Origin of the sequence: Microbacterium sp. M28 (assembly GCF_025836995.1) — a bacterium.
Classification (GTDB): domain Bacteria; phylum Actinomycetota; class Actinomycetes; order Actinomycetales; family Microbacteriaceae; genus Microbacterium.
The window spans coordinates 949,511-963,636 of the sequence record NZ_CP107546.1; the positions used below are offsets into that span (position 1 = coordinate 949,511).

Sequence of the window (14,126 nt, forward strand, 5' to 3'; positions counted from 1 at the left end):
GTAGCGCCGGGCACGGACACCGCCCCGCGTAGACTGACGGGATGACGGACGAGAAGCGCCCCCGCAAGCGGGATCTTCTGTGGGGCGGCATGCCCACGGAGCGCACCGTCCGCTCCGACATCGACCGCGCCGTCCCTTACGGTCTGCGGGTCACCGCCGCCTACGCGTGGCGCCTCCTGTTCATCGCCGCGGCCGTGGGAATCATCGTCTGGGTGGTCATCCAGCTGAAGCTGCTGGTGATCCCGCTGCTGATCGCGATCCTGATCTCGGCGCTCCTCACGCCGGCGGTCGGGTGGATGCTCCGTCACCGTGTCCCGCGGTGGCTGGCCATCATCATCGCGATGCTCGGCACCCTCGCCGTCGTCAGCGGCCTGCTCTGGCTCGTCATCTGGCAGGTGTCGCGGCAGTGGTCGCAGGTGCGCGACAGCACAGCGGCGTCCATCGAACGCCTGCGCGAGTATCTGATCGAGGGGCCGCTGCACCTTTCGGCTGCCGAGATCGAGTCGTACATCGACCAGGGGCTGGCGTTCCTGCAGCAGCAGGTCGACCTGCTGTGGTCGGGAGCGCTTGCGATCGGCACCACGGCCGGACACGTCGTGACCGGCGCCGTGCTGGCCCTGTTCATCCTCGTCTGCCTGCTGGCCGACGGTGCCGGTATCTGGCGCTGGACGCTCAAGATCTTCCCGCGCGATGCCCGGCCGGCAGCTGCCGCGGCTGCGAGCAACGGCTGGAGCACGCTGGTCAACTATGCGCGCACGCAGCTGCTCGTCGCCACGATCGACGCGATCGGCATCGGCCTCGGCGCGTTCTTCCTCGGGGTGCCGCTGGCGATCCCCGTGGCGGTGCTCGTCTTCCTCGGCGCCTTCGTCCCGATCGTCGGAGCCGTCGTCACCGGCGCGGTCGCCGTCTTCCTCGCGCTGGTATACAACGGGCCGTGGATCGCCTTCTGGATGCTGATCGTCGTGCTCGGCGTCCAGCAGATCGAGGGACACATCCTGCAGCCGCTCCTGATGGGGTCCGCCGTCAAGGTCCACCCCCTCGCGGTGGTTCTCGTCGTCGCGGGCGGCACGATGATCGGCGGCATCCCCGGCGCCCTGTTCGCGGTTCCGCTGGCCGCCTTCGTGAACGTCGTCGCGGTGACCCTCAGCAGCGGCTCATGGCGCACCGGCGATGATCCGCACGGAGACCTGATCTGGAGTACAGTGCCGCGCGAGCGGCGACGGAGGATTCAATGAGCACAGCCCCCAGCCTGGCCGAGTTCGAGGAGGCCGCGCAGGGCCTGGCGGGTGTGATCACACACACTCCGACCCTGCCATCGCGAGCGCTCACGGATGTCTTCGGCGTGCCCGTCGTGCTCAAGATGGAGAACCTCCAGCGCACCGGCTCCTTCAAGATCCGCGGAGCGGCGCATCGGCTCTCCAAACTGACGGCGCAGGAGCGGGCGCGTGGTGTCGTGGCGGCATCCGCCGGCAACCACGCGCAGGGCGTGGCGCTCGCGGCGCAGGCGCTGGGGATTCCGGCGACGATCTTCATGCCCCTCGGCGTTCCGGTTCCCAAACTCCTCGCGACGCGCGGATACGGCGCCGAGGTCGTGCTCGATGGCGAGACCGTGGCGACGTCGCTGCGGCTGGCCGCTGAGTTCGCCGAGCGCACAGGGGCCGTGCTGATCCACCCGTTCGACCATCGCGACATCGTGATCGGGCAGGGAACGCTCGGACTCGAACTGCTCGAGGATGCGCCCGATCTCGACACCGTGCTCGTCGGCATCGGCGGCGGGGGGCTCATCGCGGGCATCGCCTCCGCGATCAGGGCGAAGGCGGCCGAGACCGGCCGTCGGATCCGCATCGTCGGCGTGCAGGCGGAGAACGCGGCGGCGACCGTGGCGTCGCTCGATGCCGGACACCGCGTGGCCATCGAGACCCGCCCGACCATCGCCGACGGCATCCTCGTCGCCGAGCCGGGCGCCGTGCCGTTCGAGATCATCCGCGAGCTCGTCGACGAGGTCGTCACCGTGAGCGACGACGACATCGCCCGTGCGCTGCTGGTGCTGCTGGAGCAGGCCAAGGTCGTCGTCGAGCCGGCCGGAGCCGTCGGCGTCGCCGCGATCCTCGCGGGCAAGATCCAGGCCACGGGTCCGACCATGGCCGTGCTGTCCGGCGGCAACATCGATCCGTTGCTCCTGCAGCGCGTCGTGGCGCACGGACTGGCCGCATCCGGTCGCTATCTCACGATCCGCATCCCGCTGCCCGACCGGCCGGGTCAGCTCGCTCGGGTGTCGGAGCTCGTCTCGCAGGCCGGGGCGAACGTCATGGAAGTGCTGCACACCCGCCACGGGCAGGGGCTGCAGATCAACGAGGTCGTCCTGCAGCTGAGCATCGAGACGCGAGGGGCGGAGCACACCGAGCTCACGCTCGACACGCTCCGCCGCGCCGGTTACGATCCGATGGTCGTTCCGGACTAGGAACGATCCGGATCAACCGGCGTAGGTCTCCACGGCCGTGATCTCGACCGAGATCGCGCGGCCGTTGGGGGCCTCGTAGCTGGTCGTGTCGCCGACCTTCAGTCCGAGGATGGCCTGCCCGAGCGGGCTGGCCTCGCTGTAGACGTCGAGGTCGCTGCCGACGGCGATCTCGCGGCTGCCGAGGAGGAAGACCTCTTCGCCGCCCGCGACGACCGCGGTGACGACGGTGCCCGGCTCGACGATGCCACGGCTCGCCGGGGCCTCGCCGACCTTGGCGGTCTTCAGCAGCTGCTCGAGCGTGCGGATGCGCGCCTCCTGCTTGCCCTGCTCGTCCTTGGCCGCGTGGTAGCCGCCGTTCTCCTTGAGGTCGCCCTCTTCGCGTGCGGCTTCGATGCGCTTCGCGATCTCTTCGCGGCCGACCGTGGAGAGGTGCTCGAGCTCGGCGACGAGTCGATCGTAGGCTTCCTGCGTGAGGAACGGGACCTGAGCGTCTGCGGACACAGCGTGCTCCTTTGTTCAGCGCCCTTCAGAGCGCACCGGGGATATGCCAAGACGCCCCGGCGATCGTGCCGGGGCGTCAGTTGTCTGAGGCGAGTCTATGCGACCCAGCAGGAGTTGACCAAACCCGTGGTGGCCTCCGCGACGGTGCGCACGTTCTCCGTGAACGCCCGGCTGTGCTCCTCGGATGCCGGAATCTCGACGACCTTCCAGCCGACCACGCCGAACTCCTCGTCGAGCGCCTCGATGGCGCACGCGATGTCCTTGCCGGCCGCGCCGCTGACCTGGAACCGGACCTCGACCGAGTAGGGATCCGCGACCTCGAACCCCAGATCATCGGTGTCGACGGAGTTCATCGACTGCGAGATGGTCGACCAGCCGAAGTACGCCACGACGACGACGGCCAGGACGATGCCGATGATCCAGGGGAGCCGGCGACGGCGGCTGCGTCCGTAGCGGTCATCGAGTTCCTGGGCGGTCGTCACGAGGCGTGTCTTTCGGTCGTTAGGCTGGTCTTTACAGGTTATGCGACCTGCGCACGAAAGGCGGCCACATGCTGGTTCTGTTCGGCTCCGAAACGCCGATGCCGACTCCGTCGATGACGGTGGACCCGGATTCGGTGACGCCGGGGTTCGCCGGGTTCGCCGCGATCGTGATCGTCCTCGTCGCCGTGGTGCTGCTGATCTGGGACATGAACCGACGCATCCGCAAGGTGCGGTACCGCGATGAGGTCCGCGAAGAGCTGGATGCCGAAGAGGCTGCAGCCCGTGACGCCGCCGCCCGTGAGGCAGACGGACCAGACGACGCGGTCGGCGACGTCAAGCACTGACGCCGTGTGCGTCAGTGCATCGTCATCCCACCGGTGACGTTGATGCCCTGACCGGTCATGTATCCCGCCAGGTCGCTGGCCAGGAACAGTGCGACGCCCGCGACGTCCTCGGGCGTCCCGGTGCGGCCCAGCGGGACCTGCGAGCGATCCTCCGCGGCCACCTCCTCGGCCGTCATGCCGCGGATCGCTCCGCCTTCGATGCGCTCACGATGCTTCATCGGCGTCTCGATGATCCCGGGGCAGATCGCGTTCACCGTGATGCCGCGGGACGCGAGTTCCGTCGCCATCGTCTTCGTGACGCCGAGCACCGCGTGCTTCGAGGCCACGTAGGCGGTCATCCCGCGGTACCCGTTCTTGCCGGCCTGCGATGAGATGAAGACGATCCGACCGGTTCGCTCCTGATCGACGAGTCGTGCGGCGACGTGCTTGGCGACCAGGAAGGATCCCTTCGCGTTGACATCGAGGTTCAGATCCCACTGCGCCGACGTCGTCTCGGTCGCGAAGCCGAGCGTGGATGTGCCCGCCGCCGTCACGAGCGTGTCGATCGTGCCGAGCCGCTCGCCGATCTGCGAGACGGCGTCGGCGACGGCATCCTCGTCGCGCACATCGAGACGGATCGTCCACGCGTGCTCCTGCCGTCGGAGCAGCCCCTCGGGGAAGGAGAGGTCGGCGCTGATGACGGTCGAGCCCTCGCCGAGGAAAGCGTCGACGATCCCGGCACCGATGCCGCTGGCGCCACCGGTGACGAGGACGATGCGGCCGCGGAGCTCGTCGAACACTCAGGCCACCGTGCGCGTGAACGCGTCGAGGCTGATGCCCTGCTCGAGGATGCGCTTGGACCACTCCCGCGCGCTGTGCAGGCTGTGGTCGCGGTAGTTGCCGCACTCGACGGCGGAGACCCCGGGGACGTCGTCCCACTCGGCCTTCTCTGCGATGTACTCGAGCCCTGCCGTGACGGCGGTGACGACGTCCGCGACGGAGGGCTCGCCCCACGTGATGAGGTGGAATCCGGTGCGGCATCCGAAGGGGGAGATGTCGATGACGCCGTCGAGGTGATCCCGCAGGACGCTGGCCAGCAGGTGCTCGATCGTGTGCAGGCCCGCAGTGGGGATCTCGCCCTCGTTCGGCTGCACGAAGCGCACGTCGAAGTTCGAGATCGCGTCGCCCCGGGGGCCGTGCTCGGTGGCGATCAGGCGCACGTACGGCGCGTGGACGGCGGTGTGATCGAGCGTGAAGCTCTCGACTTCGGCCATGGGTCTCTCCTTGCAGATGGGTGTTTCGGATTCTACGGAAGTCGCCCGCCGGCGGGCGCTCCGAGGCGTTCGACGAGCTCGGCGAGGCGGTCGAGCGGATGGACCAGAGCGAGCCGGATGTACCCGCGGCCCCGGTCGCCGAAGCCGCTCCCCGGGGCGACGGCGACGCCGCGCTCTTCGAGCAGGCGCCTGGCGAGAACCGTGTCGTCCACTCCGCCGCTGGCGACCCACACGAAGAACGTCCCGTCCGCGGGGCTCACATCCCAGCCGCGTGCGCGCAGGCCGTCGACGACGAGGTCGCGGCGTCGGCGGTAGAGGTCGACGAGAGCGTCCGCCGCGCTCTGGTCGCCGGCCAGCGCCGCCGCTGCGGCATCCTGCGTCGCCCCGAAGATCGTGCTGAACGCGTGCGCCTGAAAGCCGCGCATGATGCCGATGATCTCGGCGGAGCCGGCGGCGTACCCGATGCGCCAGCCGGCCATGTTGTACGTCTTCGACAGCGTCGAGACCTCCACCGTGCGGTCGATGTCGACGGTGAGGGCCGACAGCGGTCGACGCTCGAAGCCGAGCGATGAATAGGCGAAGTCGTGGATGAACGCCGCTCCGAGACGCTCGGCTTCGGTGACCGTCCGCTCGAACGTCATCGAGGTCGCGGTCGCTCCCGTCGGATTGTGCGGATAGTTCAGCAGCACGGCCGCTGCGTCGGTGAGGGCCGCCAGCGCGGACCAGTCGGGCTGGTGCGCACGTTCCGGATCCAGCGGCAGCAGGTGCAGGCGCGCACCGGCGAGGGCGGCTGCGCTCGCGTACGCCGGGTAGCCGGGATCGGGCACGACGACCGTCGCTCCGGGATCGGCGAGCCCGAGGACGGCCGCCATGAGTCCTTCGTGCGAGCCGTGGAAGGCGGCGATCTGGGACTGCGGATCGAGGTCGACACCGTGATCCTCGCGGTAGCGCAGGGCGATGGCGTCGGCGAGGGCAGGTCGTGTCCCATAGGCCGGATAGCTGTGATTGCCCGGTGCAGCCGCGGCCTTCTGCATCGCACGGACGACGTGCGCAGGGGTGGGCAGATCGGGATTGCCCTTGGAGACGTCGATGACGTCCACGCCCCTCGTTCTGGCCGCGGCGACCGCGGCATCCAGGGCGCCGAAGAAGTTCGTCGGGAGCGCGCGGACACGCGCGGCCGGCGCGATCGTGTCTATCACCGGCGTCGCAGCTTCCGCGCCAGGCGGGTTCCGAAGAGCTGGATCAGCTGCACGATCAGCACCAGGGTCACGACTGTGATCAGCATCGTGAACGCGTCGAACCGCTGGTAGCCGTAGCTGATCGCCAGGTCGCCGATGCCGCCGGCGCCGACCGTTCCGGCCATCGCGGTCGCATCGAGCAGTCCGATGGTCGCCGTGGTGAGCGCGAGCACGAGTGAACCGCGCGCCTCGGGAAGCAGGAAACGCGTGAAGATCTGGACGGGGGTGGCACCCATCGACTTGGCGGCCTCCACGATGCCCTCCGGGACTTCCAGCAGGGAGTTCTCCACCAGACGGGCGATGTACGGCGACACCATGATCGTCAGCGGCACCAGGGCCCCGTTCACGCCGATCGAGGTGCCCATCACGAGCCGCGTGAAGGGCAGGATCGCCACGAGCAGGATGATGAACGGCAACGAGCGGACGACGTTGATGAATGCGTTCAGCAGGAACGACACCACCCGGTTCGGCAGGACGCCGCCCGGGCGGACGACCACGACGGCGATGCCGAGGAGGATGCCGAGGATCGAGCCGATGAACAGCGCGATCCCCAGCATGTACAGGGTCTCGCCGAGCGCTTCGAGGAAGAGCTCCGGGGTCAGGAGCGTGTCGATCACGCGCGCACCTCCTCGATGCTGACGATCCGCTCCGCAAGGTAGGAGAAAGCCGCATCGCGCTGCGCGGCCGCCCCTTCGACCTGGATGATCATGTGTCCGACGGTGCGATCGCGGATATCGGTCATGTCGGCGTGGAGGATGTTGACCTCCAGCCCGAAGTCACGGACCAGGGCGCCGACGATCGGCGTCGTCACCTCTTCGTCGAGGAATCGCAGCCGCCAGAGCGGGTGACCGCCGACCGCGCGGAGTACCCGTTCCGGGAGCTCCTGCGGGATGACGGTCCCGACGAAGGCGCGGGCGATCGGTGTACGAGGCTGGACGAACACGTCCATCACCGAACCCTGCTCGACGACGCGACCGCCCTCCATGACGGCGACGGTATGGCAGAGGTCCTTGATGACGTCCATCTCGTGCGTGACGACCAGGATCGTGGTGCCGTACTGCTCGTTCACGCGCCGCAGCAGGTCGATGATCTGCAGCGTCGTCGACGGATCCAGTGCGCTGGTCGCTTCGTCGCACAGCAGGACGGCTGGCTGCCGGATGATCGCCCGCGCGATCCCGACACGCTGCTTCTGTCCGCCCGAGAGCTGCCCGGGGTACGCGGACAGCCGTCCACCGAGCCCGACGAATTCGAGCGCTTCGGTCGCGCGGGCCTGTGCCTCCGCGCGCCCGACGCCGTCCAGGCGCAGCGGCATGGCGACGTTGTCGAGCACGGTGACCGTCTCGAGCAGCTGGAACTGCTGGAAGATCATGCCGGTGCGCTTGCGGGCCGTGCGCAGCTCCGCCGTGGTGAGACCCGCCAGATCGACGCCGTCCACGTGCACGGAACCCTCGGTGGGCAGATCCAGGGCGTTCACGAGCCGTATCAACGTGCTCTTGCCTGCACCGCTGTGGCCGATGACCCCGAAGATCTCGCCGCGCGGGATGCTGAGATCCACACCGTCCAGCGCCACGACGCCGTCACCATCCGGTCCGAAGCGTCGCGTGACGCCGTCGAATCGGACGGCGACGGTCGTTGTTCCGTCGCGGTGTGCGACGGTCATCAATCGGCCAGCGCGGCGGGGATGTTGTAGCCGTCGTACGCGTCCTCGGAGGCGAGGTACTCGGCGAACTCATCCGACTCGTAGGCCGCCTGAAGCGCTTTCGCCCAGTCGGCGTCCGCGTTCGCCTCGTCGACCGCGACGATCACGGAGAACTCGTCCGTCAGTTCCTCGAGCGCGAGAGCATCGGTGAGCTTCAGGCCGCCCGAGACGATGAAGTTGCCCTGGATGACGCTGTAATCCACGTCCTGCAGCGCCGCGACCTGCTGGGCGTTCTCCATCTCGACGAACCGGATGTCGTTCGGGTTCTCCGTCACGTCCTGCAGCGAGGCGGTGGCCGGGTCGATGGCGTCCGACAGGGTGATCAGTTCGAGCGCCTCGAGGACCTTGAGCGCGCGGTACTGGTTGGACGGCTGATTTGGTACGGCGATCGTCGAACCGGTGCCGAGGTCGTCGAGGTCGGTCTTGTTCCCGCCGAACAGTCCCATCGGTGGAGTCGGCACCTGGACCAGCGCGGTGTTCGTCAGGCCCTCCTGCTCGTTGATCGCGTCCATGTACACGCTGTGCTGCATGATGTTGGCATCGATCTCGCCGTCGCTCACCGCGACGTTGACGATCACGCCGTCGGTGAAGTCACTGGACTCGATCGTGTAGCCCTCGGCCTCGAGGATCGGCTGGACTCCCTCCTGGAACATCTCCAGGTAGGGGCCGGGGTTGAAGCCGATCGTGATCGTGGTCTTGTCGCCCGTCGTCTCCGCGCCGGCATCCGCCGACGGCGTCCCCGCGCATCCGGCGATCAGAACGGCAGCTCCGAGGGAAGCGGCGAGGGCGACGAGGCGGGTGGGACGGCGCATCAGGGGAGACCTCCGGAGAGACGGGTGGAAGATCTCCGACCGTATCCGGGCGTCTGTCCGGACGGCACATCGTGTTACGCAGCGTGACCGCGGGCCGTCCTGGCTCAGCCGGGCAGGCCGAGCGAGGGGGAGTACGGCTGCAGCGCGATCAGAAGGCACGCGGTCCAGTGGCACAGGAACGCCAGCACGGTGCAGACGTGGAAGATCTCGTGGAACCCGAAGTGTCCCGGCCACGGGTTCGGCTTCTTCAGTGCGTAGACGATCGCGCCGCCGGTGTAGAGCAGGCCGCCGACGATGACGAGGATCATCATGGCGACATTCGCCCGCAGCAGGTCGGGCATGTACATCACGGCCGCCCAACCCAGCAGCAGGTACAGCGCCACGTACAGCCATCGCGGCGCATCGATCCAGAAGACGCGGAACAGGATGCCCAGCAGCGCGCCGCTCCACACGAGAGCGAGCAGGAGGGTCCCCTTCTGCGGTTCGAGCGCGAGCGTCGCGATCGGCGTGTACGTGCCGGCGATCAGCAGCAGGATGTTCGCGTGATCGATGCGCTTGAGGACGATCTTGGTCTTGGGGCCCCAATCGAAGCGGTGGTAGAGCGCGGAGTTGCCGAACAGCAGCAGCGAGGTGGCCATGAAGACGGCCGCCGACCACTTCGCCGGCGCCCCGTCCGCGAGGACGATGAGCACAATTCCCGCGATGATCGCGACCGGAAACGTGCCGGCATGGATCCAGCCCCGCCACGTGGGTCTGATCTCGACATCGGCATCGACGGCGGCCGCATCGAGCAACGGCAACTGGGGGACATCCGAGGGCTGGGCTGCGCGTCTGCTCACGCCTTCACTCTAAGCCGCCGGCCATTCCGCGGGCAGTACATATCCTGAGCGATCCCCCAGGGCTGAGCGGGAGGGAGCACGGTAGCGTAGGCACGTGAATGCACGCGTGAGCGAGGGCCGGGGGCCGCTGTACCGGCTGTACGGCAAGCGATTGCGCAGGCAGCTCGAAGCGGGGCCGGTTCCTCACCACGTCGCGATGATGATCGACGGCAACCGCCGGTGGGCCAGGCAGCTCGGACTGGTCTCCGCCGCAGACGGGCACCGCGCAGGGGCGGCGAAGATGCGCGAGTTCCTCGGGTGGTGCGATGACATCGGCATCCCGGTCGTCTCGTTGTACCTGCTCTCCAGCGACAACCTCCTCAAGCGGGACTCCCAAGAGATCGCCGACCTCATCGAGATCATCGCCGAACTCGCCGACGCGATCTCCCGTGAGCCGAACTGGCGCGTCAAGCACGTCGGTCGTGCGGACATCCTCCCGCCGGAGCTCGCGAGGGTCCTCGCGGATGCCGAGGAGCGCACCAGGGACCACACCGGTCTGCACGTCAACCTCGCCGTCGGCTACGGCGGGCGCAACGAGATCGTCGACGCGGTGCGCAGCATCATCGCCCACCACAACGCCTCCGGCGGCACGCTCGAAGATCTCGCCGTCCAATTGACGCCCGAGATGATCGGCGAGCACCTCTACACGACAGGCCAGCCCGATCCGGACCTCGTGATCCGCACGAGCGGTGAGCAGCGGCTCAGCGACTTCCTGCTGTGGCAGAGCGCGCACAGTGAGTTCTACTTCGTCGAGGCGCTCGGTCCGGACCTTCGAGAGGTCGACTTCCTCCGCGCGATCCGCGACTATGCGGGCCGCGACCGGCGATTCGGCCGCTGACGTCACCCGCGACGCCCGCGCATGGCAGGATGAGCCGGGTGAGCGCATTCGACGATTTCCTCGCCACGTTCGACGGCGAGCCGGGATACCTGAACTGGGCGGCGAACGGACCGCTGTCGCCGTCGGTGCGGGCCGAGGTCTTCGCGGACGCCGATCTGCTCGGCAGCGGACGACCCTCGTCGCTGGCGCTGGTGGCCGACCGGATCGTGCAGGCGAAGCAGACGGCCGCCGAACTCCTCGACGTGCCGTCCGAGGAACTCACGGTCCAACCATCGGCGACCCATGGCCTGATGCACGCGCTGTTCGGACTGAGCGGCTCGGTCATCTCCTCGAGCGCCGAGTTCCCCAGCATCTCCCTGACACTCGAGCGCGCAGCGCAGGCGTCGCGCGGTGACCTGTCGCCGCGCTGGATCGACCCGCAGGACGGTCACGTCACGCCGGAGGCCGTCGCCGAGGCGCTGGATGCCGACGTCACGGCGCTCGCGGTCAGTCACGTCGATTTCCGCACGGGATTCCGTGCCGATCTGACGGCGCTGCGCGAGGTCATCGGACCGGATCGGCTGCTGATCGTCGACGCCGTGCAGTCGTTAGGGATCATCGAGGCCGACTACACCGTCGCGGATGTGGTGGTCGGGCACGGCTACAAGTGGCTCCGCGCCGGACGGGGGACGGGATTCGCGCGATTCTCCCCGGCGGCCCGTGACCGGATCGTGCCCGTGCTCTCGGGCTTCGGCGGCGTCGGCGGTCCGCTGCCGGTCGACGAGCTGCCCGCACCGGCATCCGATGCGAGCGCGTACACCGTCAACGCACCGGACCAGCTCGCCGTCGCACGCCTGGCCGTCGGGCTGAGCGACATCCGCGAAGCCGGGGTCGTGAACGTCGAGGGCGCCCTCGCCGCCCACGTGGACGCGATCCTGGAGATCGCCGATCGCCACGGCATCCCGGTGCGCAGCCCACGCGATCGGACGCGGCGAGCGGGCATCGTGACGCTCGCGCCCGAGCATCCGGCCCCGCTGTCCGCCGCGCTGGCGAACGCCGGGATCGTCGCGACGACACGCGGCGACACCATTCGGGTGGCGCCGCACGCCGGGACGTCGGACGACACGCTCCGGATGCTGGACGACGCGATCGCCTCGGCGGGCAACGAGAAGTTCACCAGCGCGTAACGTTCCTTTCGCGTGTCTTGCGCGTCGGTTGCCATGTCCCGGTCGTACCTTCTAGGCATCGGGCACGGTGCCCGGTCGAGTCGGCCTTCAGGTACGCGACTCGTGGCCCTGGTCGACTCGAGGCAATAGCCGGGAGACAGTCCCGGGTCGGGAGTGGGTCGTGACCACACGTACAGCGCAGCAGCAGTCCCGCAAGAGCACCGAGGCGCAGCCGGAAACGGATCTGCGGACCTATGTGCTCGACACCTCGGTCCTGCTGAGCGATCCGCAGGCGTTCTTCCGGTTCGCCGAGCATTCCGTCGTCGTCCCGGTGGTCGTGATCACCGAACTGGAAGGCAAGCGGAACGATCCGGAGATCGGATACTTCGCGCGGCAGGCGCTGCGCCACCTGGACGAGTTGCGCATCGAGCACGAGCGTCTGGACTTCCCTGTGCCGGTCGGCGAAGGCGGCACACTCCGTGTGGAGCTGAACAACACCAACGGGGACGTGCTGCCCAGCGGCATCCGACTGGGAGACAACGACAGTCGTATCCTCGCGGTCGCAATGCACCTTTCGCAGGACGGGCAGGAAGTCACGATCGTCTCCAAAGACCTGCCGATGCGCGTGAAGGCCGCGTCGCTGGGTCTGCGTGCGGAGGAGTACCTCGCCGAACAGGCCGTCGATTCCGGCTGGACCGGGATCTCGTCGCTCGCGCTCTCCGGCGACGAGATGAGCGACCTGTACGAGAGCGAGGTCGGCTCGAGCGACGAAGCTGTCGGGCTGCCGGTGAACACGGGGCTGATCATCCAGTCCGAGCGCGGCTCGGCACTCGGCCGCGTCACGAGCGACGGCGAGTACAAGCTCGTGCGCGGCGATCGGGAGGTGTTCGGGATGCACGGCCGTTCGGCCGAGCAGCGCATCGCGATCGACCTGCTTCTGGATCCCGATGTCGGCATCATCTCGCTCGGCGGTCGCGCGGGCACCGGGAAGTCGGCGCTCGCACTGTGCGCCGGACTCGAGGCGGTGCTCGAGCGGCAGCAGCAGAAGAAGATCATCGTGTTCCGGCCCCTGTTCGCGGTGGGCGGCCAGGAGCTCGGCTACCTCCCCGGTGACCAGGGCGAGAAGATGGGGCCCTGGGGTCAGGCCGTGTTCGACACACTCGGATCGGTCGTCTCCGGCAACGTGATGGAGGAGGTCGTGGAGCGCGGCATCCTCGAGGTGCTGCCGCTGACCCACATCCGCGGTCGTTCGCTGCACGACGCGTTCGTGATCGTGGACGAGGCGCAGTCGCTCGAGCGCAACGTGCTGCTGACGGTGCTGAGCCGGATGGGGCAGAACTCCCGCGTCGTGCTCACCCACGACGTCGGACAGCGCGACAACCTCCGCGTGGGCCGGCACGACGGCATCGCGAGCGTCATCGAGACGCTCAAGGGCCACGACCTGTTCGGGCACGTCACGCTGATGCGCTCCGAGCGCTCGGCGATCGCGGCCTTGGTGACGGAGCTGCTGGAGGGCGGCGAGCTCAGCTGACCCCGGCGGGCGGCCCGCCGCGGGCGGGTACACCTGCACGACCCGGGAACGGATGCACGATCAGATCGCCGAATCGGTCGTGCAAGTGTTCCCGGGTCGTGCATCTGTTCCAGGTCGATGCCGACGCCCACGCGAGACCCCGGGAGGATCAGGACAGGGCGCGCATCCGGCCGAGGGCAGCGAGGATCGCAGCCTGCACGGTCGACCAGCGATGGATGATCTGGGCGTAGTCGAATCGGAGCGTCTCGTAGCTGAGACGGGATGCCGAGGCGTCCCTCACGAGATCCTTACGGCGCATCGATCCGCCGTCGTGATTCTTCCTGCCGTCCACTTCGAGGATCAGGCGTCCGCCGATGACGAAGTCGACCTTGCCGACACCGGCGATCGGGACCTGGCAGTCGAGTCGGATGCCGAGAAGATGTAGACGCAATCGCAGCAACGACTCCAAGCCACTGTCGGCATCCGCGCGCGCGAGGTCGACGAGCCACCGCGCGGATTCCGGGAGCGTGTCGCGAATGCGGGCGCGCGCGGCGCGCGACAGCAGACCCTTGCGCCACGCGGACTCGAACGCTGTGAAGAAGGCTTCGTCGCCCGCGCAGGAGTGCACATGCGCGAGCGCGGTCTCTGCGGTGGCGAGGCCGAAACGCGTCGGCCCGTCGAAGAAGTGACTCACACAGGTGCACCCGGCGTGCGGATGCCGCCGACCGTTGGTGCCCATCCAGACGTGGGGTCGCGGCTCCTCCGTCAACGTCCAGACACCGTGGCGCTTGAGCGCTGCCTCACACGTCAACGCGCCACCGTGCGCGGCGGCGCGGACCACCGCCTCGTCGGCGTTGTTCGCAGCGAAGACGCCCGCGCGCACGCGACGGATCGCGCCGGCATCGACCTGCGCGGCCAAGGCCTTCCGTGAGACGCCGTGTCGCTGAAGCGTGCTTCCGCGACAG

At 68.5% G+C, this 14,126-nt stretch carries 16 protein-coding genes; 6 read left to right on the plus strand and 10 right to left on the minus strand.

Annotated elements, in window-relative coordinates:
- Nucleotides 1-41 precede the first annotated feature (41 nt).
- Together OED01_RS04720 and ilvA are read left to right on the plus strand one after the other, a co-directional pair.
- A complete protein-coding gene (locus OED01_RS04720) occupies nucleotides 42-1,235 on the plus strand; it encodes an AI-2E family transporter (RefSeq protein ID WP_264157224.1) in 1,194 nt (397 codons plus the stop codon).
- Nucleotides 1,232-2,461: a threonine ammonia-lyase gene (ilvA, locus tag OED01_RS04725; protein WP_264157225.1), complete on the plus strand. Its 1,230-nt coding sequence runs from the start codon at nucleotides 1,232-1,234 to the stop codon at nucleotides 2,459-2,461. Before OED01_RS04720 ends, ilvA begins: the two co-directional genes overlap by 4 nt.
- 12 nt (nucleotides 2,462-2,473) lie before the next feature.
- Here the strand turns inward: ilvA and greA are convergent, their stop codons facing one another.
- Nucleotides 2,474-2,962: a transcription elongation factor GreA gene (greA, locus tag OED01_RS04730; RefSeq protein WP_264157226.1), complete on the minus strand. Its 489-nt coding sequence runs from the start codon at nucleotides 2,960-2,962 to the stop codon at nucleotides 2,474-2,476.
- A gap of 95 nt (nucleotides 2,963-3,057) precedes the next feature.
- Entirely contained in the window at nucleotides 3,058-3,444 is a 387-nt protein-coding gene (locus OED01_RS04735) for a DUF4307 domain-containing protein (RefSeq protein ID WP_264157227.1), read from the minus strand.
- Between the two features lie 68 nt (nucleotides 3,445-3,512).
- Between OED01_RS04735 and OED01_RS04740 the strand changes: the two genes are divergently transcribed.
- Nucleotides 3,513-3,788, plus strand: a complete 276-nt coding sequence (locus OED01_RS04740; RefSeq protein ID WP_264157228.1) for a hypothetical protein — start codon at nucleotides 3,513-3,515, stop codon at nucleotides 3,786-3,788.
- An 11-nt stretch (nucleotides 3,789-3,799) separates the two neighbouring features.
- Here the strand turns inward: OED01_RS04740 and OED01_RS04745 are convergent, their stop codons facing one another.
- From OED01_RS04745 to trhA, 7 genes are all read right to left on the minus strand, one after another.
- On the minus strand, nucleotides 3,800-4,567 hold the full coding sequence (locus OED01_RS04745) for an SDR family NAD(P)-dependent oxidoreductase (RefSeq protein ID WP_264157229.1): 768 nt from the start codon (nucleotides 4,565-4,567) through the stop codon (nucleotides 3,800-3,802).
- Nucleotides 4,568-5,041, minus strand: a complete 474-nt coding sequence (locus OED01_RS04750; protein WP_264157230.1) for an S-ribosylhomocysteine lyase — start codon at nucleotides 5,039-5,041, stop codon at nucleotides 4,568-4,570.
- Nucleotides 5,042-5,073: 32 nt separating this feature from the next.
- Entirely contained in the window at nucleotides 5,074-6,240 is a 1,167-nt protein-coding gene (locus OED01_RS04755; protein ID WP_264157231.1) for an aminotransferase class I/II-fold pyridoxal phosphate-dependent enzyme, read from the minus strand.
- Entirely contained in the window at nucleotides 6,237-6,896 is a 660-nt protein-coding gene (locus OED01_RS04760) for a methionine ABC transporter permease (protein ID WP_264157232.1), read from the minus strand. The genes OED01_RS04755 and OED01_RS04760 overlap by 4 nt, the downstream gene beginning before the upstream one ends.
- Nucleotides 6,893-7,939, minus strand: a complete 1,047-nt coding sequence (locus OED01_RS04765) for a methionine ABC transporter ATP-binding protein (RefSeq protein ID WP_264157233.1) — start codon at nucleotides 7,937-7,939, stop codon at nucleotides 6,893-6,895. Before OED01_RS04765 ends, OED01_RS04760 begins: the two co-directional genes overlap by 4 nt.
- A complete protein-coding gene (locus OED01_RS04770; RefSeq protein ID WP_264157234.1) occupies nucleotides 7,939-8,790 on the minus strand; it encodes a MetQ/NlpA family ABC transporter substrate-binding protein in 852 nt (283 codons plus the stop codon). The genes OED01_RS04765 and OED01_RS04770 overlap by 1 nt, the downstream gene beginning before the upstream one ends.
- A gap of 104 nt (nucleotides 8,791-8,894) precedes the next feature.
- Nucleotides 8,895-9,629, minus strand: a complete 735-nt coding sequence (gene trhA / locus OED01_RS04775; RefSeq protein WP_264157235.1) for a PAQR family membrane homeostasis protein TrhA — start codon at nucleotides 9,627-9,629, stop codon at nucleotides 8,895-8,897.
- Nucleotides 9,630-9,723: 94 nt separating this feature from the next.
- Between trhA and OED01_RS04780 the strand changes: the two genes are divergently transcribed.
- The 3 genes from OED01_RS04780 to OED01_RS04790 all read left to right on the plus strand — a co-directional run bounded on the left by OED01_RS04780 (nucleotide 9,724) and on the right by OED01_RS04790 (nucleotide 13,182).
- The gene (locus OED01_RS04780; protein WP_264157236.1) at nucleotides 9,724-10,506 is read left to right on the plus strand and encodes an isoprenyl transferase; all 783 of its coding nucleotides are present in this window, start codon (nucleotides 9,724-9,726) and stop codon (nucleotides 10,504-10,506) included.
- Nucleotides 10,507-10,535: 29 nt separating this feature from the next.
- Complete coding sequence (locus tag OED01_RS04785; protein ID WP_264157237.1) at nucleotides 10,536-11,672, plus strand: aminotransferase class V-fold PLP-dependent enzyme; 1,137 nt, start codon at nucleotides 10,536-10,538, stop codon at nucleotides 11,670-11,672.
- Nucleotides 11,673-11,832: 160 nt separating this feature from the next.
- Nucleotides 11,833-13,182 carry a PhoH family protein gene (locus OED01_RS04790; RefSeq protein ID WP_264157238.1) on the plus strand — a complete coding sequence of 450 codons (1,350 nt, stop codon included), beginning with the start codon at nucleotides 11,833-11,835 and terminating at the stop codon, nucleotides 13,180-13,182.
- A 148-nt stretch (nucleotides 13,183-13,330) separates the two neighbouring features.
- Here the strand turns inward: OED01_RS04790 and OED01_RS04795 are convergent, their stop codons facing one another.
- Nucleotides 13,331-14,080 (minus strand): endonuclease domain-containing protein, encoded by a 750-nt coding sequence (locus OED01_RS04795; RefSeq protein WP_264157239.1) that lies wholly within the window; start codon nucleotides 14,078-14,080, stop codon nucleotides 13,331-13,333.
- Nucleotides 14,081-14,126 lie beyond the last annotated feature (46 nt).